The sequence below is a fragment of the Exiguobacterium sp. s57 genome (assembly GCF_018617685.1).
In the GTDB taxonomy this organism is placed as follows: domain Bacteria; phylum Bacillota; class Bacilli; order Exiguobacteriales; family Exiguobacteriaceae; genus Exiguobacterium; species Exiguobacterium marinum.
Window position 1 is genome coordinate 204371 of the sequence record NZ_JACSKR010000004.1, and the last position, 22568, is coordinate 226938.

Sequence of the window (22568 nt, forward strand, 5' to 3'; positions counted from 1 at the left end):
CGGACAATAAAGTCCGATCTTAAGATGATTTTGTTTGTCTTCCGTATGTTCCGAGACGCCACAGCTTCTCAAACGGTCCGTAACGGTGACCTTTTAGCCACCACATCGAGAAGAACGATTGGGCAATCAAAATGGCGATGCTGAGGAATAAGCCTTCGGTTAAAGAAAGCGCCCCGTACGCCCCGAGCGCAATCACCGGCAAGACAATAATCAACGTATGTGTCAAATAGTTCGTAAGTGCCATCCGTCCGAGCGCTTGAAGCGGTGCGAACGTGCGACCTTTTCGAACGGCGACCGTGAACAGGCAGACGTATGTTGTAGCGAGTAACTTCCCGGAAATCCATACAGCTGCTGAGTTCGTAGACACATAAGAGGCGCCATCACCGTAATGATGCCAGATGATGATTCCCCAAAATGGAATGGCTGCAATTGCGCAGATCGCAGCAGTCCGGGTCAATCCTTGGATGCTCCAAGTCAGAAGCTTTCGTTCACGTCCGATGAAGAGACCGAGTAAGAACAGACCGAGAATCTCGATTCCGACAAACAGTGAATTTTGAATCATCGTCAAGATCTCGTTGTCGAATCGATAGTCTAGCCAAGGACCGAATCCTGAATTAAAGACCGTCGGGAACGACTCTCCTAAATACATGTATCCAAAAGCCCACTCCACATAGATAGGGGCAACGTTGAAGAGTAAGAAACTCACAGTTAACAGTCCCCATGCCCACGTCAGAATGGCGCGGTTACTCAACCCATAAAAGAGTGGAAGCAATAAGCCCCACATCGCATACGTATGAAGGATGTCACCCGACCAAATCGCCAAGTGCGCGAGACCGAACAAGAAAAGAATCAAGATTCGGCGTATGTAACGACTGACCGAATCGCCCCGGGCGTAAGAGCGCTCGAGGAAAATCGAAAAGCCGATCCCAAATAGGAGGGAGAAGATCGTATAAAATTTCGTCTGCACGAACAAGTCAAAGAGGGTGCGGACGAATAAATCGCTTCCCGCATAGTCGGGGCGACCGAACATCCAGTCGCTCCCGAGCATGGTAGGAATATTGACGAGGAAAATGCCGCAGAGGGCAAACCCTCGGATAATGTCATACAAGATAATCCGTTCATTCGTTTGAATTGGGCCAGCCATACGACACGTCCTTTACTGAATTAGAATACTTTCGTCGTCCACGATTCACAGTTCCAGACGTCTGTGACGATATCCTCATAGAATTCTGGTTCGTGACTGATGAGGAGGACGCTTCCTTTGTACTCTTTCAACGCACGCTTCAACTCTTCCTTCGCGTCGACGTCCAAGTGGTTCGTCGGCTCATCGAGCAAGAGAAGGTTTGTCTCGTTATTAAGGAGTTTACAAAGACGAACTTTCGCCTTTTCCCCACCACTGAGGACCGAAATCTTACTTTCAATGTGCTTCGTCATGAGACCGCATTTCGCGAGCATCGCGCGCACTTGCTGTTGATTGAGTGACGGGAACTCGCTCCAAATTTCTTCGATACACGTGTTGTTGCTCGTTGCTGCTTCCTGTTCGAAGTAACCCATTTCAAGAAACTCGCCGCGTTCGACTGTCCCTTCAAGCGGGTTGATTAAGCCGAGTAAGCTCTTCAAGAGGGTCGTCTTCCCGATCCCGTTTGCACCGACGAGGGCGATCTTTTGACCGCGCTCCATCTGCAGGTCGAGCGGACGTGAGAGTGGCTCATCGTATCCGATGACGAGACCCTTCGCATCAAAGATGAGTCGTCCTGACGTACGGGCCTGCAAGAAGCGGAATTCCGGTTTCGGACGATCTGCGCTCAATTCGATGACATCCATCTTATCGAGCTTCTTCTGACGTGACATCGCCATGTTTCGTGTCGAGACGCGTGCCTTGTTCCGTGCGACGAAGTCTTTCAAATCGGCAATCTCGGCTTGTTGACGCTTGTAGGCGGCTTCAAGTTGCGAACGTTTCATTTCGTACACTTCCATGAACTTGTCATAGTCTCCGACATAGCGGTTCAACTCTTGGTTTTCCATATGGTACACCAAGTTGATGACGCTATTTAAGAACGGGATATCGTGCGAGATCAAGATGAAGGCATTGTCATAGTTTTGGAGATAACGCTTCAACCATTCGATATGGACTTCATCCAAATAGTTGGTCGGCTCATCGAGGAGCAAGATATCTGGCTTCTCAAGAAGCAATTTCGCGAGCAATACTTTCGTACGCTGTCCGCCTGACAAGTCCGTGACGTCACGGTCGAGACCGACGTCTAAAATTCCAAGACCACGTGCGACTTCTTCTACTTTCGCATCGATGATATAAAAGTCGTTTGAGTCGAGCGTTTCTTGAAGTTCGCCGACCTCCGCGAGCATGTCTTCCATCTGTTCAGGTGTAGCATCTCCCATCTCCATGTAGAGTTCGCCGATGCGTGTCTCCATGTCGATCAAGTATTGGAAGGCACCTTTCAAGACGTCCCGGATCGTCATTCCACGCTCGAGTACCGCGTGTTGGTCGAGATAACCGACACGGACATTTTTCGCCCATTCGATTTTCCCTTCATCCGGTTGCAGTTTGCGTGTGATGATGTTCATGAACGTCGATTTTCCTTCACCGTTCGCTCCGACGAGACCGATATGCTCTCCTTTTAAGAGGCGGAAAGAGACATCGTTCAAAATAGCGCGGTCACCAAAGCCGTGGCTCAAGTTTTGTACCGTTAATATACTCATAATTCGTTTTCGTTCCTTTCAAAGTAAACTACCCGATATTGTAGCATGAATCGAACCAAATTAGTACGCCAGTCCGACCGACTCTCGTACGTGCTCTTCCTCTTCGATGGCGTGAAGCATAAACTGGGCGACATCTGCCCGTGAGATGTGCTTTCCGTTCTCCGGTACCTCATCAATTGCCGTACGATAAGTCGAGGTGCGAGGACCGTCCGTCAATTGCATCGGTCGCACGATCGTATAATCGAATGACGAATTGCGCCATAAGTCCACGGCCCCCCGATGATCACGAAGCGGTTTCCGAAGCATGAACGTAATGGCCTTTCCGGCAAGTCCAGGAATTTCATTGTCAATCCCCGCTGAAGCGAGATAGACGATACGTGAGATATTGTTCGATTTCATCGCGGGGACGAGCTTGTCCGTGACACTCGCTAAAAAGTCTGGGTCGCTCAAATCAGTTCCGAGACAACTGACGACTGCGTCGTGACCGTGCATCGCTTCCGTTAACGAATCGATGTCATATAAGTCGCCTTCGATGATTTCAAGTTGTGGCGTCCGAATCAGCTTTTTCTGTTCACGAACGAATGCGGTGACATCATGACCGTGCTCGATGGCTTGATCGATGAATTGATGTCCGGTCCGACCGGTTGCGCCTAATACGAATAACTTCATACGGGCAGGGCTCCTCTCTCATATCCAATAATTACAGTATACAGCAGTTTCAGAAAAATCGAACATTTCACCGTTTGATTCTAACCTATTGCATTTCTCGTCAGCTTGTCTACAATAAGGTCTATCTTAAATAAATAGATTCGCACTCGTATATCAGCGGAAATATGGTCCGCAAGTCTCTACCGAACTACCGTAAATGGTTCGACTACGGGTGGCGCTTGTCGTATGCTATCGTTGATTTCCATGCGGTTCGTTGCCTCCCGATGAGGGGTGACGAATCGCATTTTTTATTGGAGGGAAAACAATGAAGCAGTTAGAAGACAAAATCCGTGAAGAGGGTCGGGCCCTTTCCGACCAAGTGTTGAAAGTCGACGCCTTCTTGAATCATCAGGTCGATCCGGTGCTCATGCAAGCTATCGGAAAGGAATTTACAGAGCGTTTCAAAGACGCCAACATCGACCGAATCGTCACACTCGAATCGAGTGGAATTGCGCCGGCGATGATGACGGCACTTGAGATGGGTATCCCGTTCGTATTCGCGCGTAATCGAAAATCGCTGACACTCCAAGATGACCTCGTGGAGGCAGACGTCTATTCGTTCACAAAACAAGAGACGAACCGCATCAGCTTAAGTCGACGCTTCGTCTTACCAGGCGAACGCGTTCTCGTTATCGACGACTTCCTCGCGAATGGGGAAGCGGCACTCGGACTGACACAACTCGTCGAAGCGGCAGGTGCGGAGGTCGCAGGGGTTGGCATCGTCATCGAGAAGTCATTCCAACCGGGGCGCGATAAATTGATCGAGCGTGGCTATCACGTCGAATCGCTGGCACGCATCGCGAAATTAGAGAAAAATCACATCTCATTCGTGGAGGTCGTTCGATGAATACATTCAAGACGGCAAGTCTAGGATTCCAACATCTACTCGCCATGTACACGGGAGCGGCAATCGTCCCGCTCATCGTTGGTGGTGCCATTGGTCTAGGTCCAACCGAACTCGCTTATCTCGTCGCAATTGATTTATTCATGTGTGGGGTGGCGACGTTACTACAAGTATGGACGACACGCTTTACCGGTGTCGGATTGCCGGTCGTCCTCGGATGTACGTTCACGGCGGTCGGTCCGATGATCGCCATCGGCAGCGCGAACGGAATTACGGCCATTTATGGAGCTTTGATTGCGAGCGGACTGATCGTCATCCTCATCTCCGGATTTGTTGGGAAGCTCGCACGCTTCTTTCCACCAGTCGTTCTCGGTTCTGTTGTGACAATCATTGGTCTCTCACTCATCCCGGTCGCCATCAATGACATCGGCGGCGGGATGCCGGGTGAGCCTGGGTTCGCATCGATGCAAAATCTCGGATTAGGTGGTTTAACGATTGTACTCATTCTCGTCTTGAATCGTGTCGGGACCGTCTTCACACGTGCCGCGGCTGTCCTCTTTGCCGTCCTGATCGGAACTGGGGTCGCCGCTTCGCTCGGTCTCGTCGATTTCAATCCTGTTCGTGACGCGGGGTGGTTCCAAATGGTCCAACCGTTCTATTTCGGGATGCCAACATTTGACGTGTCCGCTATCTTGGTCATGACACTCGTCGCCATCATCTCAATGATCGAATCGACGGGGGTGTTCTTGGCGCTCAGTGATATCACGAAAAAGCCAATCGGCGCGAAAGAATTGACGAAAGGGTATCGTGCGGAAGGCGTCGCAACGATTCTTGGAGGGATTTTCAACAGTTTCCCGTACACGACGTTCAGTCAAAACGTTGGACTCGTTCAATTGTCAGGTGTGAAATCTCGTCGCGTCATCTTTTGGACAGGCGGATTCCTCATCTTGCTCGGATTCCTCCCGAAAGTCGCCACATTCACGACGTTAATTCCAAAGCCGGTGCTCGGGGGAGCGATGCTCGTCATGTTTGGAACGGTCGCCGCTTCTGGGATTCGTATCCTTAGCCAGGTCGACTTTTCAAAAAACGAGAACTTGATCACCATCGCCCTATCGATCGGTGTCGGGCTCGGGATTACGGCAAACCCGGCCATCGTCGCAAACATGCCGGAGTGGCTGCAGTTGTTCACGGATAGTGCCATCGTCGCAGGATCGTTCACCGCGCTCGTATTGAACGGATTTTTCCGCATGATGGACCGCTTCCGTCCCACGACGATTATTGCCGAGGAACGACAAGTCAGCTAGACTGAAGGAAATAGTAGTCTAGGAGGAGTCATAGATGGGGAAAACTGCACTTGTCGTAGGCGCGACCGGCTTGATTGGCCGCGAATTGGTTGAACAGTTGTTAGAAAGTGACCGTTATGATGCGGTCTGGATTGTCGTCCGACGCTCAAAGCGTTGGAGCCATCCGAAGCTACATGAGGTCGTCGGATTCGAGGAGATGGATGCAGCGCTTCCACAGATCGACGACGTGTACTGTGCACTCGGCACGACGATTGCGGTAGCCGGCTCGCAGGAAGCGTTCAAACAAGTCGATTTAGAATTACCACTTGAAGTTGCTCGTGTCGCCAAGGCACATGGTGCGACGCGCTATGCAGTTGTATCGGCACAAGGTGCATCGTTGCGTTCATCTTTCTTTTACAACCGTGTGAAAGGGGAACTCGAGAACGCGTTACGCGTCTTCAACTTCCGTCATTTGATTATCGCACGTCCTTCTCTATTACTCGGAGAGCGTGATTCTTTCAGACTTGGGGAGAAAGCGGCCGAGGTCATCAGTCGACCGTTCCAGTCACTTTTGCTTGAGAAGACACCGGAAGTCGCACCGATTCAAGCGCTGCACGTTGCACGTGCCTTGATCATGGCGTCTGAAGAAGGTGAAGGAATCGAAGTGTTGACGTCGGGGATGATGCAGAGGATGAGCCGATGAATCCATTGACGAAGAAACGAACGAAAGCGGTCTTGATTGACAGTGTCATCGCAGGGTTCGTCAGTTATGGCGTAGAACAACTTGTTCGAAAGAAAGTGAAGAGCGAGTTTGTACATGCGGTGGTGACACCGACGCTATTAACGTATGTGATGGAAGCTTGCCAAATGAGTCGAGGAGGACAAACAATCGGCTATAAACTGATGGGGCTTGAATTGAAAAATGATGACGGCACGGCTGTGACGGCGAAACAGGCGTTACAGCGCGCCCTATATCGTGACACCTCGTCAGCAGTTCGTTATTTGAAAGACCGTGAGCATTTTGAACAAGAAGAAGGTGCCGTGTTACCGCACGATGCCCATTACCATATGCATGTACGTGAAAAGAACTGACCTTTATGGCCAGTTCTTTTTTCAATCCTTGATTTTACTTAAGATGGCTGTCGTCAAGGCGACGATCGTTCCGAGGACGAGTCCGTTAGAGAAGACGGTCGCAAGGAGCGGTGGCAAATCATTCATCGAACCGGGTGGCAGAAGCATTGCTCCGGCACCGATGACGAGCGGGAGACCGACCGTGAGAGAAGCCGTTGATTGTTTTAATTCAAAGGCTGCCTCATTGATTCCGATGATGATCATCGTCGCGATGAGCGGAGTCACAATCGCATAGCCGACAGCGGCCGGGATGCTCGCAATCAACGAGACGAATGGACCGATGAGTGCTAACCCCATCATGAGGGCGTGAGCAATCAGATGAGGGGCGCGTTGGACACTCTCCGTAGAAGAGAGGAATCCGGCCGTCCCTGAAATAGCGACAGGACCCGGTGTACCGAAGAGACCGGCCACGATTTGACTGACACCACTGGCGACACCCGACGCGGGAACGTTCCCTTTGATTTCTCGTTTTTCACGAGAACTGACGATGCGCTCGATCAACTTGATATTCGCGAGTACGTTCGTCATGAGAAGCAAGGTGATGACGAAAGCCGTCGGCAACAAGTTCCAATCCCACACCCAATTTCCAAACGGAAGCAATTCCGGTACGAGGAAGAAGGATTCCGAACGAACGATTGGATTCCCGAGGTTAAGTAAGTGAAACAAACCGAATCCGACGAATAGTGTCATGACGAGTCCATATTGCTTGAAGCGACTTTGCTCGAGCGTGAGTGCGAACAAGACGAGACCAGCCGTCGCGACGGCTTGGACGATGTTGATCCCGTCTTCCGTCACCCCGAAGCCGCCTTTGATGACAGCCCCTGATAATTGGAGGACGAGCAAAATCATATAGACGCCGAGCACTTGCGGTGTAAACAGGGAAAGCATGCGTCTCAAGATACCGGTGACGGTCAACAATACGCCGATGATCCCGCTCAAGAACAACATAAAACCGAGTGCCTGCAGCGTCTCTTGCTGACTTCCGTATAGGGCGGGACCGATGGATGCGTATAGGGTGAAGACACCCCACCAAATGCCGGCGGGCCCTTCGAGAATCGGGAGGCGATGCCCGAGCATCGTCTGGACGATGCTAAAGAGTGCGAAGATGAAGAGTGAGCGGGATATGAAGGTCATCGTCTCATCTGGTGACAGTTCAAACAAGGCGGCGATGGAGAGTGGTGGTACAATATTTGTAGCTAAAATAAAAATAAACCACTGAATCGTCGTGGTTACATTACTTCTGGTCATGGTGTCCCCCTGATCATGCTTTTTCTTATTAGTGTAACGTTATGATGAAGTGGATGCAAATGGAGGCTATATAATGAAGAAATTCTTTAAATGGGCAGGACTGGTAGTCTTAGGACTGCTTGTCATCGCGGTCGCTGGCTTTTTCGTTTGGACACAGTTCACGTATGGACCGACCGATGAAGCGACGCAGTATGCGGAAGAGGGGGCCGTCGTCGACAATCGTCTCGAGTTCGGCGACACGGCGAGCGAGGTCGGGGTCATTCTATACCCAGGGGCGAAAGTTGAGAAAGAGGCGTATGCCTATTACGGAACACGTCTAGCCGATGAAGGATACTTTGTCGCCATTCCGTCGCTTCGTCTTAACTTAGGTATTTTGGATATCGACGCAGCTGGTCCAATCATTGAGGCGCATCCGAAGATTGAACGCTGGATCGTGGCCGGTCACTCTCTTGGAGGTTCAGCGGCATCGGGTTACGCGCTCGAGCATCAAGAGTTGGTGGATGGTGTGATTTTCCTCGCCTCGTATCCGATCAGTTCGATGGTCGATAGTGATTTACGCGTGCTATCGATTTCAGGTGAATTGGATGGACTGGCCGTCCCGGAAGACATCGATGCGAGTCGAAACGATCTTCCTGACGATAGTCAATTCGTACAAATTGAAGACGGGAATCATGCGAACTTCGGGATGTATGGTCCCCAAAAAGGAGATCAGGAAAGTCCGCTTACATCGAAAGAACAATTGGACGAAGTCCTTTCGGCGATTCTCGAATGGTTATAAAAAAACGTGCGCACCTGCATCGAGGTGCGCACGTTTTAGCGTTGGTCGAGCGAATAACTGACTGCAGTCAACCCGGCTGTGACGAGGGCGACCAATCCACCGACGAGCGCGAGCGTCATGATCGGGCTCGTCGCATAGACGACACCACCGAGAGCGGAACCGAGTCCGATTCCTACATTACTCGCCACCGGCATGAGTGACGAGGCGAGACCTTTGGCGTTCGGATTGAACTTCTCTGCCAAATCAATCAAATAAATCTGAGTCGATGTCGTCAATAAAATTGCCATGAACGACATGAGTGCGATATTGAGAAGACCGAGCGTCACATTCGACGTCGTCACAAATAGCGCGGCCAGGACGAACGCCTGGACGAGAAAGACGAACCGTAGGCGTCCGATTGGATTGTGACTAGCGATTTTTCCGGCAGCGATATTACTGAAAATCGAAATGAATCCGTATGCGAATAAAATCGGACTGACCCAAGCGACCGGTACACCGAGTACATCTTTTAAAATCGGCACGAGATACGTATACACGACATACGTTGCCCCGAAACCGAACGCCGGAATCAGGAAGGCAATCAAAATGCGCGGATTCGTCAGCAATATCAATTGTTCACGAAGTGATGCTTTTTCTTGAGACAACTGGTTCGGCAAGACACGATAAATGGCAATCCAGGCGATCGCACCTAGAAAAGTCGTCAACCAAAAAGTCGATTCCCAGCCTGCCTGTTGTCCGATGAACGTCCCGATTGGAACCCCGAACACGTTAGCCATCGTGAAGCCACCGAAAATAAAGGATACGGCCACACCTCGTTTTGTTAGAGGGACGCTTTCACTGGCGACGAGCATGGCGAGCGAAATCAAGACACCTGTGACGACGGCCGTCAACATGCGTAAGACGAGTAACCATTCATACAGTGGGGCCAGGCTGCTCAACAAGTTCAGAATAGTGAACAGAATGGTCAGACCGAGCATCAATTTACGTTTTGGGAGATGGCTCGTCAAGGACATCATGATGGGTGTGCCGACGGCGAAGCTGATGGCGAATGCCGATACGAGACTTCCTGCCGTCGCGATGGAAATGGATAGACCGCTTGCGATATCAGGCAATATCCCGACGATGACAAATTCACTCGTTCCGAGAACGAAGGTTAATAAGGAGAGGGATAGGACTAGGGTCCAGTCGCTTCGACTGAGCGAGCTTGTCTTCATGTTCAAACACTTCTTTCTATTTCATTCATTAGTAGTTAGACATCAGTCTTCTATCACGTTACAAGATTTTCCCCAAAAGAAAAACCCTTTTCTCCCAAGTCGGAAGAAAAAGGTGAATCAGCGCCAAAACACGGTCGCTTCGACACCGGCGTGGTCGGAGACGACGGGGCCGTTCTCGCCATCGAAGACGACGGCATGACGGGAGACGTGAATCGGTGCATTCGTCAACATCAAGTCGATGCGGAGCGATTTCTTGTTTTCATCCCATCCAGCGATTTTCCCTTGGACGGTCGCATCGCCTTCGCGTTCCGTTGCGAGATGGAACAAGTCTTGGAGCCCTTTCTCCATCAAATAATCGTATCCTTCGCCTCGAATGAAGGCATCGTTGTTGAAGTCGCCGAGTAGAAGCGCATGATCGTCATGCTCGACGTGACGTAGCAGTTCGTCGAGTTGATGCTTCACCGGTTCTTCTTCGTCATGCCACCACCCGAGGTGACACGAGTAGACGGTCGTCGGAGCATCTGCTCCTTCGATGACGGCTTTGACAATCTTACGGGACTTGTAATTGTCAGGGTCCGTCGTCTTCGATACGAAGAATGAATCGGTCGATAGAAACGGCGTACGTGACAAGATGGCGACGCCTTCCTCATAAATGTCATATCCGTAATGAGCAAAGTCCCATGTCATGTGATAGGGAAGATCTAACTCTTTCAGGCGCTCGACGAGGACGTGTGCGAAGTTGTTCTCACGGATGTTCCCGTAGAGGATTGGAGCCTCTTTATGTTGATTGACTTCTTGAAGCGCAATGAGGTCGTACTCTTCGCTCGCAATGCGTTCGATGATGGCATCAATTTTCTCTTGTTGGCGGTCTTCTAACCAGGCATGACAATTGAGCGTTAAAATGTTCACGATAGTCCTCCTTTAGAAAAAGGCCAACTCTCGAGCGAGTTGGCCGATAGATTATGCACCGATGACGTCTTGAATGTCTGATTTCAATACGTCGGCTTTCGGGCCGTAGATGGCTTGGACCCCACGGTCTTTCACAATCAGACCCATAGCGCCATTTTTCTTCCATTCTTGTTCGTCAGAGACGAGTGTGACGTCTTTAACGGTCACGCGAAGACGAGTCATACATGCGTCGACATCCTCAATGTTTTCTTCCCCACCGAGAAGCGTGATAATCCCCATGACTTGTTCGTTACCTGTCACAGATGACTTCTCTGTCGTCTCTTCCATGTAGTTCCCGTTACGTCCTGGCGTTGGCAAGTTCATCTTCTTGATGAAAAAGTTGAATACACCGAAGTTGAGGAAGAAGAATACGACAGAAACGAGAACGAAGTTGATCAAATCTTGAAGAAGTCCTGCTTTGACGATCATCGGGATGCGCGTCAAGAGTTCGATCGCACCGAAAGCGTGAACACGTAGGTCGATGATATCTGCCAAGGCGAAGGCAGCACCCGCCATGAGTGCGTAGACGACGTAAAGAACTGGTGCGACGAACATGAACATGAACTCGATTGGTTCTGTGACACCTGTCAAGAAGACAGCGAGTGCGGCTGACAAGAACATCGGCTTGTACTGTTCTTTTTTCTCTGCATCGACGTTACGATACATCGCATATGCGGCGCCAATCAACGCAGCGAATGACAAGATGACTTGACCGACTTTGAAGCGGGCCGGAACGACATCGGCGAGAAGCGCGTTGTATGCGGCAGTATCACCAGCAGCACGCAAGTTGACGAGGTCCGTCACCCATGCCAACCAGAGAGGGTCTTGCCCGGCAACGACCGATCCAGCTGTCGCACCTGTTAAAATCGTATACGTTCCACCGAGTTCCGTGTAGTTCATTGGTACTGTGAGCATATGGTGTAAGCCAAACGGCAAGAGTAGACGTTCGAGTGCCCCGTAAATGAATGGGGCGAGTACTGGAGCCGTGTTACGAGATGTGGCAATCCACTCACCAAAGCTGTTGAGCGCCCCTTGAATTGTTGGCCATACAATCGATAGAACGATGGCAGCAACGACTGAACCAAGGATGACGACAAATGGTACGAAGCGCTTCCCGTTAAAGAACGAGAGGGCGTTCGGCAACTTGTTGAAGTTGTAGAAACGGTTATAAAGTGCACCACCGAGGAAACCGGCGATGATCCCGACGAACACACCCATGTTGAGGGCAGGTGAACCGAGTACAGATGTGAAGTAGTCCGCGACGACAAGGTTTGCACCGAATAGTGAATCGATTGTCGCTTCAGGGTCTTGAAGCATGGCGCCGTTGACACCGAAGATGGCTCCCGTGACACGGTTAATCAAAATGAAGGCGAGGAGTGCTGCGAACGCACCACCTGCACGATCTTTTGCCCACGAACCACCAATCGCGACTGCGAAGAGGATATGTAAGTTGACGATGATTCCCCAACCTAAATCTTCAATGATGCGAGCCGTCGTTAATAAAATACCGACATCTCCGGCTGACATTCCAATCAGTTTTCCAATCGAAATCATCAAACCGGCAGCTGGCATAACGGCGATGACGACCATTAAGGCCTTGCCAAGTTTCTGCCAGAAATCGAATGAGATCATTTTTTTCATACTATACGCTTCCTTCCTGTGAGGGAGTTTTGTCTATTTTTATGTTTGCCAATAGTGCAATCGCTTGCATGAATAATTGTAATCGATTGCATAAATTCGTGCAACCGTTTTCGCTATTTTCATTTTTTTCATTCTTTAAACAGATTGGGGTACATAGGGGCAAACTTGTCAGTCGAATCGAATCTAGCTACAATATGATAGGTTGAAGGGAGCGAGAAAGATGGGATGGAGACAGACTACATCTGCTTTGACGAAAGAGGAGCAGATTGAATTAAAAGAAGAGTTGCTACAGAAAGGTGTCTTATTGAAAGAGGATCTTCCTCTCTATGAGATGCTCATGCCGGACCGAATCAAACGGATGTATGAAGTATTAAATATACGAACGAACCATATCACGATTTTAACGGAAGGTGTGGACGATCCACACAACCAATCTGCCGTCTTACGTTCGGCCGATGCGTTCGGGGTACAGACATTACACGTGGTCGAAGGGCGAGCGAAGTTTAAACCGAACTCGATCATCGCCAAGAGCGCAGATCGCTGGGTGGACGTCGTAGAGCATGGCTCCATTGAAGAAGCGATTGACTCCTTAAAAGAAGGCGGCTATCAAGTGTATGCGACGGCATTAAGTGAGGAAGCAATCCCACTCGAAGAAGTCGATGTGTCGAAGCCAACCGTTCTTCTATTCGGGAATGAACATAGTGGTGTGTCGGAAGCGGCACTGAAGCAGGCGGACGGGAACTTTGTCATTCCGATGCAAGGGTACGTACAAAGCTTGAACATCTCCGTGGCGGCTGCAATCTCCTTGTATGATGTCACGACACGGTCTCGTCATATCGTGACGGATGGCTATGAACTGCCTGTCGAGGATCAAGCACGCATCTTTAAAGACTGGATGGTCAAGAGTCTACCGAAACGTTCGCTCGGACTATATAAACAAAAAGGCGTCACGGCTTTCGAACGGGAGACAGGAAATTCGGAATGAACGGCGAAAGGAAAAGACGTACGGAATCTTTGTCCAGAAACTGAAAGGGGATGGAACGATGAGTACGACGAGTTCATTTATCGTAAAAGATGTGACAAACAATTTTAAAGATTTTGAAGAGGATTTCTTCCGACTGTATCGCACGTTATATGGCGACCTCGATCAGTTACGATTTAAAGAGCGCCTGTATCGACACGCCAATCCGTTAGTGCTCTTAGCATTCTCAGAAGATCAGCTAATCGGCTTTAAGATTGGCTATGAGGCAGAGCCTTATCGATTTTATAGCTGGGCGGGCGGCGTACACCCGGACTTTCAAAAGCATGGTATCGGTCGCAAGCTGATGGACACGCAACTCGAGTGGGTCGAAGCGCAAGGGTTCCATTCGATTCGGACGAAAGCACGCAATACGAACAAAGGAGTCATCATCTTGAACCTCCTTTGTGGATATGACATCATGGGCGCCTACACAGAAGATGGAGAGCCACGCATCATGATGGAGAAACAATTGAATAGTTGAATAAATGCCGCGGTCGTTTGATCGCGGTTTTTTGATGAAACCAATTCGATTGAATGAACGTACATAAAGAAAAAGGGGGAATTTGGAATGACAGTGTTTGGATTTAGTGGAGATCCGTTTAGTAACTCGATAGGGGATTCATTCTTTAATGGGTTATTTGGCGTGTTTCCAATCATTTTCATGGTTGTGTTCGGTCTGATTATTTTTGCGTTTATCAAATCAGGAATGAACTATTCTAAAACATCAAGTACGTTGAAAGACTTACAGCGCTTCGCCTCGCAGCTCGCCGATGACCCGGCCGACGATACGGCCGAACGATTGGCAGACTATTTACGAGGAATCGATTCCTTTTCCATTGAGCGTACACGCATGGAGCCGTTCCGTGTCGCGCTCGGGTGCTATCAACTGATTATGGAGTCTAATTCCATTCGTGAGGAGACGAAAGAGCGGGTCGACCGACAATATAAACGTCTCGGGATTTTGGACGGGGAGAAATTTGCCGATGAAGCACCCCCGCGTAGCCGTTCCTCGTCGAGTCACCACGACATCCATCACAATCACCATAATCACATGTAAAACGCGAAGGGGTTCCTTCGCTTTTTACATGTATCGTGATGCATCAAATTCAATGTCTGCTTGATGACGGACAGCTTGGATGGCACTTTCGATTCGGATGGCCCGTTTCTTAATGTCACGTGCCTTCAAACGATATAGTTCTGGGTCGTACAAGGCATGTTTGATTACGGCGACCCCGTGTACATATTCTTTTTTCGGACGAAGTGACAACTTTTCATAAAGCCGTGCCTGAACACGTAACTGAATGGCAAGCTCAATCGCTTCGACGAGTGGGAGTGGACCGTCGTGTGTTTCGACGACGGATCGGACGTTCTCTTCTTGAATCAAGCGGTCGAGTTGGCGTAAGTCAAGACGGATATGTTCCAGTTCCATCTCGATGTCTTGAAGAGAACGGGACTGAATCGTCGGAATGGATTCAGTCGCTTCGATTGAGATGAACGCTACGTTCTCAATCTCTTCGGTCAATGTATCGATTTGCTCATGGAGCAACTGTTTTAATATTAGGGCATCTGCAAGGTTCATATCGATTTCCTCCTTCTGCTTTTTCTAACCGTACCACATCGAGATGGTCGAAAAAAGGTGGATGACATCCTGGATTAGGGGAATAAAAACAAATAGGAAGGAGGAGGGACGATGAAAAAATGGAAAACACAGTGGATGATCGCATTCGTCCTACTCTTGTTTGGGACAGCGACGTTCCTGTATCAGTGGATTGACGTAAGTCCAGGCGACATTCGGGACTACATCATTCAATTCGGATGGTTGGCTCCCTTGATCTATATCATTTTATTCACCATTCGACCGCTCATCCTGTTTCCGACATCGGTCCTGTCGGTCGCAGGCGGTTTGGCATTCGGGATCATACCTGGCGTCATCTATACTGTCATCGGAGCGACGCTAAGTGCCCTCGTCGCTTATTATGTGGCTATCTATTTCGGCGATCGTTTCCTGCATCATTTTGAATCGACGAACTATGAAGCAATTCAACAAAAAATCGAAGAAGACGGATTCTTTTATGTCCTCATCTTACGTCTCATCCCACTCGTCAATTTCGATTTGGTCAGCTACGCTTCAGGTTTGGCGAAAGTAAAGGTGCCGGCGTATCTGTTTGCGACCGTCGTCGGCATGATTCCGGGGGCGTTCGCAAACAATTTTCTCGGAAGTAGTATCGCTAGCGGTGATTGGACGCTCATCGCCTTGGCATTTGGGATCATGCTCGTATTGACGCTCATCGCGACGGTGTTTCGTGAACCGATTAAACGACAGATTCATCGCTATCAAAAAAAGTAGGCGACTCCACATGGAGCGCCTACTTTTCAATTAACGATTGTCGACCGTCTCAGGGTAGAGGTCATGGTTGAACAGACGATGTTCTGCCATTTTTTCGTATTTCGTGTCCGGTTTTCCGTAGTTGTAGTATGGGTCGATCGAGATGCCGCCACGCGGTGTGAATTTACCCCACACTTCGAGATAGCGCGGCTCCATCAACTTGACGAGGTCTTTCCCGATGACGTTGATGCAGTTCTCGTGGAAGTCGCCATGGTTACGGAAGCTGAACAAGTACAGTTTCAACGACTTCGACTCGACGAGCTTTTCATCCGGGATGTACGAGATGTAGATTGTCGCAAAGTCCGGTTGATTCGTAATCGGGCACAGGGACGTGAATTCCGGTGCGTTGAATTTGACGAAGTAATCATTCTCCGGGTGACGGTTCGGGAACGCCTCAAGTACGTCCGGTGTGTATTCAAAAATGTAAGGGACGCTCTTCTGTCCGAGGAGCGAGAGGTCTTGTAAGTCTGCTGGTCTCATGTTCATTCTCCTTACACGCCACGTTCGTTGGCGTACAGTAATGTGTGTAGTTGGGGTAGGACGCGGACGCTTTGCCAAGACGGGTCGCGTGCGACGTCTTCCCACAGCTGTTTCAAGCGACGAATCTGGGCATCGGTGATATCACCATCAGCACCAGGATCTGGGTTACCGGCAGATAAATACATGACGTCCGGTGAGTAGCGCTGTTGCACTTCTTTTGCGTAGGCAAGATCCACTTCATCAAACACGGCGACTTTAAATGTCGTTTGCTCCGGACGCAACCGTTCGACGATCGCGTCGAGTTGTTCCCAGTTTGTCTTCATACCAGACGACGGGGGCTTCGGACTGAGGGTCACGTCGTCGATTTGTGTGATCCAGTCTTGAGAGCGGCTACCTTGCGTCTCGACAGCTAATGTGATGCCACGTTCTTTCAACTTCACGACGAGGTCTTCCATGGCTGCGATGAGGAGCGGGTTGCCCCCCGAGATGGTGACGTAATCATACATACCGAGTGCGTCAAGGCGTGCAATCACCTCGTCTGCTGTCAGCATATCCGGTTTTTCTGAACCGTCCCACGTGAAGGCGGAATCGCACCACGAACAGCGATAATCGCAACCGGCGGTCCGGACGAACATCGTCTTTTGTCCGATGGCGCGGCCTTCTCCTTGGAAGGTCGGTCCAAACACTTCAAGAACAGGGATTTTCACGATTCCACCAACCATTCACGGCGGAACTCAGCGTACGACGTCGGCGTTTCATACAAACGGACGAATTCGACGCGGACGTCGCGTTCATTCGGCAAGTGTGTCGCCAACTGTTCAAAAATCCAATAGCACATGTTTTCTGCAGTTGTATTCATATAAGGGAGTGACTCGTTCAAATAGCGATGATCGAGATAAGGCTCAAGCTCTTCTTTAAAGATGGTCTTCAAGTCACCAAAGTCGAGTGTCATCCCACGATTGTCGAGAAAGCCGCTGACACCCATCTGGAGTTTGTACGTATGACCATGAAGGGCACGACATTTGCCGTCATAATCAAATAGATGGTGCGCCGCGTCGAACGTCACTTCTTTGACGATTTGAACGCGATGCGGACAGTAGATGAGCGATCCTTCTTGTTTTGATTCGACACTTGTCGGAGCGAGGAACGGAGCATGTTTCATACGCGCACCTCCTCATAAGCTGTGAGTCCGTTTTGGCGAAGGATACACGCCGGACATTCTCCACAACCTGAACCGATGACACCGTTGTAGCAAGTGAGCGTGCGTTCTTTGACATAGTCGAACGCACCGAGCTTGTCGGCGAGTGCCCACGTTTCTTTTTTATCGAGCCACATGAGCGGTGTGTCGATGACGAATGGATAATCCATCGCTAAATTGAGTGTCACGTTGAGTGATTTGATGAATTGGTCTCGGCAATCCGGGTAACCTGAAAAGTCCGTTTCACATACACCGGTCACGATGTGGTGCATACCGAGTTGTTTGGCCATGACGGCCGCGAATGATAAAAATAGATGGTTGCGTCCATCAACGAACGTGTTTGGGACGTCCGCATTGTCGATGTCGAGATCGTGTCTCGTGAGCGCATTCGATGTGAGTTGTCCGAGTAGGGACAAATCGAGGATGTGGTGTGGGACATCGAGTTCTGTCGCAATTTCTTTTGCGACCTCGATTTCCGCATCATGGCGTTGACCATATGCGAACGTCACCGCCTCCACATGAGAGAATTGTTGTTTTGCCCAAAACAGGCAAGTGGTTGAATCTTGGCCACCACTAAAGACGACCAATGCTTTTTCGTGTTGCATGAAGCACACTTCCTTTTCGCTAGTTTTGATGTCGGAGGAGGTTACGAACTCCGGAGGTCACCCTCAAGCATTTAATTTATCATAAAAAGTCGTTTGACAGGGAGAAAGGAAGCGAGTATAGTAAAAAACATCACTAATGCGCTTTTGTGCATAAAAGCGTTTAAGCGGTTAGGTGGAATAATAAATAATTAGGATATAACGAAAGGAGGGGACGTCGATGCAGATGAAAGGAAAAGAAGCTGTATTCGTCGTGTTAATGAGCGGGATCACCTTGCTCGCACTGATGTTTTTGGCCAAAGCGACGCCACACATGGCGATTTTTGGCACAATGGTAATAGTAGGTGGATACGCGTATTATCGTTCACGCGACTTCAAACAGATTGAAACAGCAATGATCAACGGGATCCGTGAAGCGATTATGCCGGTGTTGATTCTGTTGTTGATTGGGATGCTCATCGGGGTATGGCAAATGTCCGGAACGGTCGCGACGATCCTCTCCATCGGATTAAATACAATCTCTGCTGAATGGTTTTTACCAAGTGTCTTATTAATTACGATGATCGTCTCAACATTCACAGGAAGCGCATTTACGACAGTCGGTACGGTCGGTGTCGCCTTGTTCGGAATCGGGACGGCGCTAGGCATCTCGCCGGCTCTCGCCGCAGGTGCGATCGTGTCGGGTGCGCTTTTCGGAGACAAGATGAGCCCGTTGTCGGATACGACCAACTTTGCCCCGGCAGTGGCGGGTGTCAAACTGTTCGACCACATTCGTTTTATGATGGGGACGACAATCCCAGCTTTTATCATCACATTGATTTTATTCACATTCCTCGGACGAAGTGGTCAAACTGCCGATACGACACAAATCGCGGAAGCACAGGCAGCGCTCGGCGGACGATTTGATCTTTCTTGGCTCACGTTGATTGCCCCTGTTCTTGTCGCAGTGCTTGCATTTCGCCGCATGCCGGTCTTGCCGACGATGCTCGTCGGAATGTTCGCTGGTGTGTTGACGGCTGGATTCGTTCAAGGAAACTGGAGCATCTCGAACTGGCTCGGCGTCATGCAGTCTGGATTCAAGTCAGGTGTCGAGAACGAGACGATTGCGACGGTACTCGATCGTGGTGGTCTTGAATCGATGCTCTGGTCGGTTAGTCTCGTCTTGATTGCCCTTGCATTCGGTGGCTTGTTGCGCGAACTCGGTGTCTTCCAAGCCATCGTTGAATCGTTGCTCGAGCGGTTGAAATCACCAGGAAGTTCGGTCCTCTCGGTCGTCCTCAGTTCAATCGGTGTCAACTTGCTCGCGGGAGAGCAGTACTTATCGATTCTCTTGCCAGGACAGGCGTTCAAACAAGGGTTCATCGATCGCGGGATTGACCCACGCTACTTGTCACGTGCGCTTGAGGATGGTGGGACTGTGATTAACCCACTCATTCCGTGGGGTGTCTCCGGAGCGTTCTTCGCAGCGACGCTCGGTGTACCTGTATTGGAATATGCACCATTTGCGTTCTTCCTTTGGCTCAGCCCGGTCTTCTCTATCATTTTGGGATACGTTCGGTTGGGGAAGCAGCATGAATCACTAAAAATCGCATCGTAAATGAGTGATGTCCTGCCGTGCAGGGCATCTTTTTTGTATGAAGGATACGACTTTTGAGAAAATGGAACAAACGGAGGTGGAACTATGAAGCGACTCGATGTGGCATTTTATGAACAACCGACACTCGATTTGGCCCGCTCCTTACTCGGTCAATATTTGGTGAGACGACACCCGGAAGGCGACATCATCGCAAAGATTGTCGAGACAGAAGCTTATCTCGGTGCCATCGACCGAGCGGCACACAGTTTCGGGGGACGTCGGACGAAGCGAACGGAAGTCATGTTCGGAAAACCGGGACATGTATACACGTATCAAATGCATACACATACGCTCTTGAACGTGGTCAGTGGACCGGTCGGCACACCGGAAGCCGTGTTGATTCGGGCCGTCGAACCGATTCAAGGACACGACTGGGTTGCGGCGAACCGTCCCGGGGTGAAGCGATATGACCAAACGAACGGTCCGGGGAAGTTGACGAAAGCACTCGGAATCACGATGGATTTATACGGACACTCGTTCCAACAAGACCCGCTCTATATTGCGGAAGGTGAGACTGAAATGGTGATCGAGGCGGGTCCACGTATCGGAATTCCGAATACGGGCGAGGCCCGTGACTACCCGTATCGCTTCTTTGAACGCGACAATCCGTACGTCTCGAAGTTCCGTTGAATGCTCCTTGAGATGTTTAACGGATTCATGCCTGTGGAACAGTTCCTATGTGCATAAAACAAACAGAGGGAGTGTTTAGAACATGGCAAAAGTAGCAACGCTCATTACAGATATGTTTGAAGATGTAGAATTCACGGGTCCCCGTGACGCATTGGTGGATGCGGGACATGACGTCGTGACAATCGAGAAGAAAGCAGGCAATACGGTAGAAGGAAAACAAGGAGAGGCGAAAGTGAACATCGATCAATCGATTGACGATGTATCGCCAGAAGATTTTGACGCCCTTCTCTTACCAGGCGGATTCTCACCTGACTTGTTACGTGAAGACGAGCGGTTCGTTTCGTTCGCCAAAGCCTTCATGGACGCGAAGAAGCCTGTGTTTGCCATCTGTCACGGACCACAGCTATTGATTACGGCGAAGACGCTTGAAGGTCGTGATGCGACCGGCTACAAATCGATTAAAGTCGACATGGAGTATGCCGGAGCGAAATATGCGGACAAAGAAGTCGTTGTCTGCCAAAACCAGCTCGTGACGAGCCGTCAGCCAAATGACATTCCGGCGTTCAACCGCGAGATTCTCAACTTATTAAAATAACACGTCGACCACGAGATTCGTCTCGTGGTTTTTTTGTGTTTTCGGGAATAGACAAGTAAGGAGGAGATTCAAGTGAGAAAACGAGCACGTTCACCGAGTTAAGTTCGTCGAAACGTTGTCCGACTAGGGTGGGTTCGTTGGTTTGAAGGGCTGATTCCTGCATACGTGATTGAACGACTGTTCTGGGAGTCACGGGGCATCTCCATTCAGGAAGTCGTTTATTTAGAGATGGTGTATGCGCTCATCATCGTACTACTAGAAGTACTAACTGGTGTATGGGCGGACCATACGTCACGGCGTCGACTCATCCAAATCGGTGTCGGATTAGAGTGGCTGTCGTTTATTGTCATTTTGTATTCTTTCACGTTCACCGGTTTCTTTGTCGCCATCAGTTGTTCAGCCGTCGGGTCGGTCATTCGAAGTGGGGCAGAAAATGCTTTGCTGTACGAGTCGTTACAGGAAAGTCGCGAAGCGTCGTCATTCGAACGGGTACTCGGGAAACTGAACGCGATTGGGATCGTGGCCGCTGTGATGGCGGCATTGAGCGGAAGTGTTTTGGCTCAGTACCTTCCCATGGAGTGGAACTACAAGCTCTCGATTTTGAGTTTGATGATTGCGACCATCTCTAGCCTATTTCTTGTCGAACCGACTCATCGAGAGCGAGAGGAACGTTTGACGTGGCGGCATTTGTTCAAAGGGTTTCAATTCGTTTGGTCGAAGAAGCAACTTCGGCATGTCACAATCAGTTTTTTGGCAGCGGTGTCTGCCTTCAATTTCATCGATGAATTTTGGCAACTGTACGCTCGCGATGTGTCCGTTCCGATTTATTGGTTCGGTGTCATTTCAAGTGGGTTGCTCTTGATTCAGTTGCCAGGGCAGCTGTTCGCAGGTACCATCGTGCATTTTGCGCCTTCAGAACGTTGGTTGAAGCGATTCGGTTGGGTGATGGGTGGCGGGTTTCTCTTCATCGGCTTATTTCCGAGTCCAATCGGAATTGGTGTGATGGGATTGTTGGGACTTCTATATGGGGCGATGGAGCCGCTCTATTATGGACTTTTGCACCATCAAGTTCCTTCATCCATTCGCGCGACGACGGAATCGTCTATCTCGATGCTATGGCATCTCGGTATCCTCATTTTAGGGATTGTCTTTATTGGGGGAACGACATCGTCGCTATTTCTTGCGTTCATACTAATCGGACTTGTCGTTTGGTTCGTTCATGCGATTCACTCTTAATCATGACAGGCATGGGCCATAAGCCATGTCTGTTTTTACGTCTTAAGACGGACGAAATGACAGGATATTGGGTGTATGATGAAAATAATCAAATTTTGTACATAAAAAAACAGCACACCCTAATAAGTGGGTGCCCTGTTTGAAACCAATCAATTGAAACGTTCGTAAAGTCTAGAAGAGGTGAAAACATGGGACAATTCGTTGTAGTATTCGGAACGTTGATTGGTCTTGGGACCGTCGGGGCCTTGCTGTATATGACCCGCCTAGCCTA

General features: G+C 49.8%; 25 protein-coding genes and 1 riboswitch. Of the genes, 13 read left to right on the plus strand and 12 right to left on the minus strand.

Going from position 1 to position 22568, the window contains the following annotated elements:
* Positions 1-19: 19 nt before the first annotated feature.
* From KNO98_RS11195 to KNO98_RS11205, 3 genes are read right to left on the minus strand one after another with little or no spacing between them, the layout of a single operon-like run.
* Positions 20-1144 (minus strand): DUF418 domain-containing protein, encoded by a 1125-nt coding sequence (locus KNO98_RS11195; RefSeq protein WP_214700925.1) that lies wholly within the window; start codon positions 1142-1144, stop codon positions 20-22.
* A 20-nt stretch (positions 1145-1164) separates the two neighbouring features.
* On the minus strand, positions 1165-2718 hold the full coding sequence (locus KNO98_RS11200) for an ABC-F family ATP-binding cassette domain-containing protein (RefSeq protein WP_026824559.1): 1554 nt from the start codon (positions 2716-2718) through the stop codon (positions 1165-1167).
* Between the two features lie 60 nt (positions 2719-2778).
* On the minus strand, positions 2779-3387 hold the full coding sequence (locus tag KNO98_RS11205) for an NAD(P)-dependent oxidoreductase (RefSeq protein ID WP_214700926.1): 609 nt from the start codon (positions 3385-3387) through the stop codon (positions 2779-2781).
* Positions 3388-3513: 126 nt separating this feature from the next.
* A riboswitch (purine riboswitch) is annotated at positions 3514-3615 on the plus strand.
* A 76-nt stretch (positions 3616-3691) separates the two neighbouring features.
* Here KNO98_RS11205 and KNO98_RS11210 point away from each other — a divergent pair.
* The 4 genes from KNO98_RS11210 to KNO98_RS11225 are packed head-to-tail and all read left to right on the plus strand — an operon-like array spanning position 3692 to position 6645.
* A complete protein-coding gene (locus KNO98_RS11210) occupies positions 3692-4273 on the plus strand; it encodes a xanthine phosphoribosyltransferase (RefSeq protein WP_214700928.1) in 582 nt (193 codons plus the stop codon).
* Positions 4270-5574 (plus strand): nucleobase:cation symporter-2 family protein, encoded by a 1305-nt coding sequence (locus KNO98_RS11215; protein ID WP_214700930.1) that lies wholly within the window; start codon positions 4270-4272, stop codon positions 5572-5574. Before KNO98_RS11210 ends, KNO98_RS11215 begins: the two co-directional genes overlap by 4 nt.
* A 34-nt stretch (positions 5575-5608) precedes the next feature.
* Positions 5609-6256 (plus strand): NAD(P)H-binding protein, encoded by a 648-nt coding sequence (locus KNO98_RS11220; RefSeq protein WP_214700932.1) that lies wholly within the window; start codon positions 5609-5611, stop codon positions 6254-6256.
* A complete protein-coding gene (locus KNO98_RS11225; protein ID WP_214700934.1) occupies positions 6253-6645 on the plus strand; it encodes an RDD family protein in 393 nt (130 codons plus the stop codon). Before KNO98_RS11220 ends, KNO98_RS11225 begins: the two co-directional genes overlap by 4 nt.
* A gap of 21 nt (positions 6646-6666) precedes the next feature.
* On the opposite strand, the gene KNO98_RS11230 is transcribed toward KNO98_RS11225, so the two are convergent.
* Positions 6667-7932, minus strand: coding sequence for a purine/pyrimidine permease (locus tag KNO98_RS11230; protein WP_026824553.1), 1266 nt, complete (start codon positions 7930-7932; stop codon positions 6667-6669).
* Between the two features lie 73 nt (positions 7933-8005).
* Between KNO98_RS11230 and KNO98_RS11235 the strand changes: the two genes are divergently transcribed.
* Positions 8006-8710, plus strand: coding sequence for an alpha/beta hydrolase (locus KNO98_RS11235; protein ID WP_214700935.1), 705 nt, complete (start codon positions 8006-8008; stop codon positions 8708-8710).
* Positions 8711-8745: 35 nt separating this feature from the next.
* Here the strand turns inward: KNO98_RS11235 and KNO98_RS11240 are convergent, their stop codons facing one another.
* From KNO98_RS11240 to KNO98_RS11250, 3 genes are all read right to left on the minus strand, one after another.
* Positions 8746-9924, minus strand: coding sequence for an MFS transporter (locus KNO98_RS11240; protein ID WP_214700936.1), 1179 nt, complete (start codon positions 9922-9924; stop codon positions 8746-8748).
* Between the two features lie 117 nt (positions 9925-10041).
* Complete coding sequence (locus KNO98_RS11245) at positions 10042-10833, minus strand: endonuclease/exonuclease/phosphatase family protein (RefSeq protein WP_214700937.1); 792 nt, start codon at positions 10831-10833, stop codon at positions 10042-10044.
* A gap of 51 nt (positions 10834-10884) precedes the next feature.
* Positions 10885-12513 (minus strand): PTS transporter subunit IIBC, encoded by a 1629-nt coding sequence (locus KNO98_RS11250; RefSeq protein WP_026824549.1) that lies wholly within the window; start codon positions 12511-12513, stop codon positions 10885-10887.
* 220 nt (positions 12514-12733) lie between these two features.
* Between KNO98_RS11250 and KNO98_RS11255 the strand changes: the two genes are divergently transcribed.
* The 3 genes from KNO98_RS11255 (at position 12734) to KNO98_RS11265 (ending at position 14591) form a co-directional block, all read left to right on the plus strand.
* Positions 12734-13498, plus strand: coding sequence for a TrmH family RNA methyltransferase (locus KNO98_RS11255; RefSeq protein ID WP_051545919.1), 765 nt, complete (start codon positions 12734-12736; stop codon positions 13496-13498).
* A gap of 25 nt (positions 13499-13523) precedes the next feature.
* Entirely contained in the window at positions 13524-14015 is a 492-nt protein-coding gene (locus tag KNO98_RS11260) for a GNAT family N-acetyltransferase (RefSeq protein WP_353047910.1), read from the plus strand.
* Positions 14016-14102: 87 nt separating this feature from the next.
* Entirely contained in the window at positions 14103-14591 is a 489-nt protein-coding gene (locus KNO98_RS11265) for a hypothetical protein (protein WP_251130017.1), read from the plus strand.
* 24 nt (positions 14592-14615) lie between these two features.
* On the opposite strand, the gene KNO98_RS11270 is transcribed toward KNO98_RS11265, so the two are convergent.
* On the minus strand, positions 14616-15113 hold the full coding sequence (locus KNO98_RS11270; RefSeq protein WP_026824545.1) for a hypothetical protein: 498 nt from the start codon (positions 15111-15113) through the stop codon (positions 14616-14618).
* A 111-nt stretch (positions 15114-15224) separates the two neighbouring features.
* Here KNO98_RS11270 and KNO98_RS11275 point away from each other — a divergent pair, with 111 nt between their 5' ends.
* Positions 15225-15881: a TVP38/TMEM64 family protein gene (locus KNO98_RS11275; protein ID WP_026824544.1), complete on the plus strand. Its 657-nt coding sequence runs from the start codon at positions 15225-15227 to the stop codon at positions 15879-15881.
* A 30-nt stretch (positions 15882-15911) separates the two neighbouring features.
* On the opposite strand, the gene queF is transcribed toward KNO98_RS11275, so the two are convergent.
* The 4 genes from queF to queC are packed head-to-tail and all read right to left on the minus strand — an operon-like array spanning position 15912 to position 18203.
* Positions 15912-16400 carry a preQ(1) synthase gene (gene queF, locus KNO98_RS11280; protein WP_214700938.1) on the minus strand — a complete coding sequence of 163 codons (489 nt, stop codon included), beginning with the start codon at positions 16398-16400 and terminating at the stop codon, positions 15912-15914.
* A gap of 11 nt (positions 16401-16411) precedes the next feature.
* On the minus strand, positions 16412-17122 hold the full coding sequence (gene queE, locus KNO98_RS11285; RefSeq protein WP_214700939.1) for a 7-carboxy-7-deazaguanine synthase QueE: 711 nt from the start codon (positions 17120-17122) through the stop codon (positions 16412-16414).
* Entirely contained in the window at positions 17104-17562 is a 459-nt protein-coding gene (gene queD / locus KNO98_RS11290) for a 6-carboxytetrahydropterin synthase QueD (RefSeq protein ID WP_026824541.1), read from the minus strand. Before queD ends, queE begins: the two co-directional genes overlap by 19 nt.
* Positions 17559-18203, minus strand: a complete 645-nt coding sequence (queC, locus tag KNO98_RS11295; RefSeq protein WP_026824540.1) for a 7-cyano-7-deazaguanine synthase QueC — start codon at positions 18201-18203, stop codon at positions 17559-17561. Before queC ends, queD begins: the two co-directional genes overlap by 4 nt.
* Positions 18204-18420: 217 nt before the next feature.
* On the opposite strand from queC, the gene nhaC reads away from it, so the two are divergent.
* The 4 genes from nhaC to KNO98_RS11315 all read left to right on the plus strand — a co-directional run bounded on the left by nhaC (position 18421) and on the right by KNO98_RS11315 (position 22297).
* Positions 18421-19797 (plus strand): Na+/H+ antiporter NhaC, encoded by a 1377-nt coding sequence (nhaC, locus tag KNO98_RS11300; protein ID WP_026824539.1) that lies wholly within the window; start codon positions 18421-18423, stop codon positions 19795-19797.
* A gap of 84 nt (positions 19798-19881) precedes the next feature.
* Positions 19882-20466 (plus strand): DNA-3-methyladenine glycosylase, encoded by a 585-nt coding sequence (locus KNO98_RS11305; protein WP_214700940.1) that lies wholly within the window; start codon positions 19882-19884, stop codon positions 20464-20466.
* A gap of 82 nt (positions 20467-20548) precedes the next feature.
* Positions 20549-21061 (plus strand): type 1 glutamine amidotransferase domain-containing protein, encoded by a 513-nt coding sequence (locus tag KNO98_RS11310; protein WP_214700942.1) that lies wholly within the window; start codon positions 20549-20551, stop codon positions 21059-21061.
* 165 nt (positions 21062-21226) lie between these two features.
* Positions 21227-22297 (plus strand): MFS transporter, encoded by a 1071-nt coding sequence (locus KNO98_RS11315; RefSeq protein WP_214700943.1) that lies wholly within the window; start codon positions 21227-21229, stop codon positions 22295-22297.
* Positions 22298-22568: the final 271 nt, after the last annotated feature.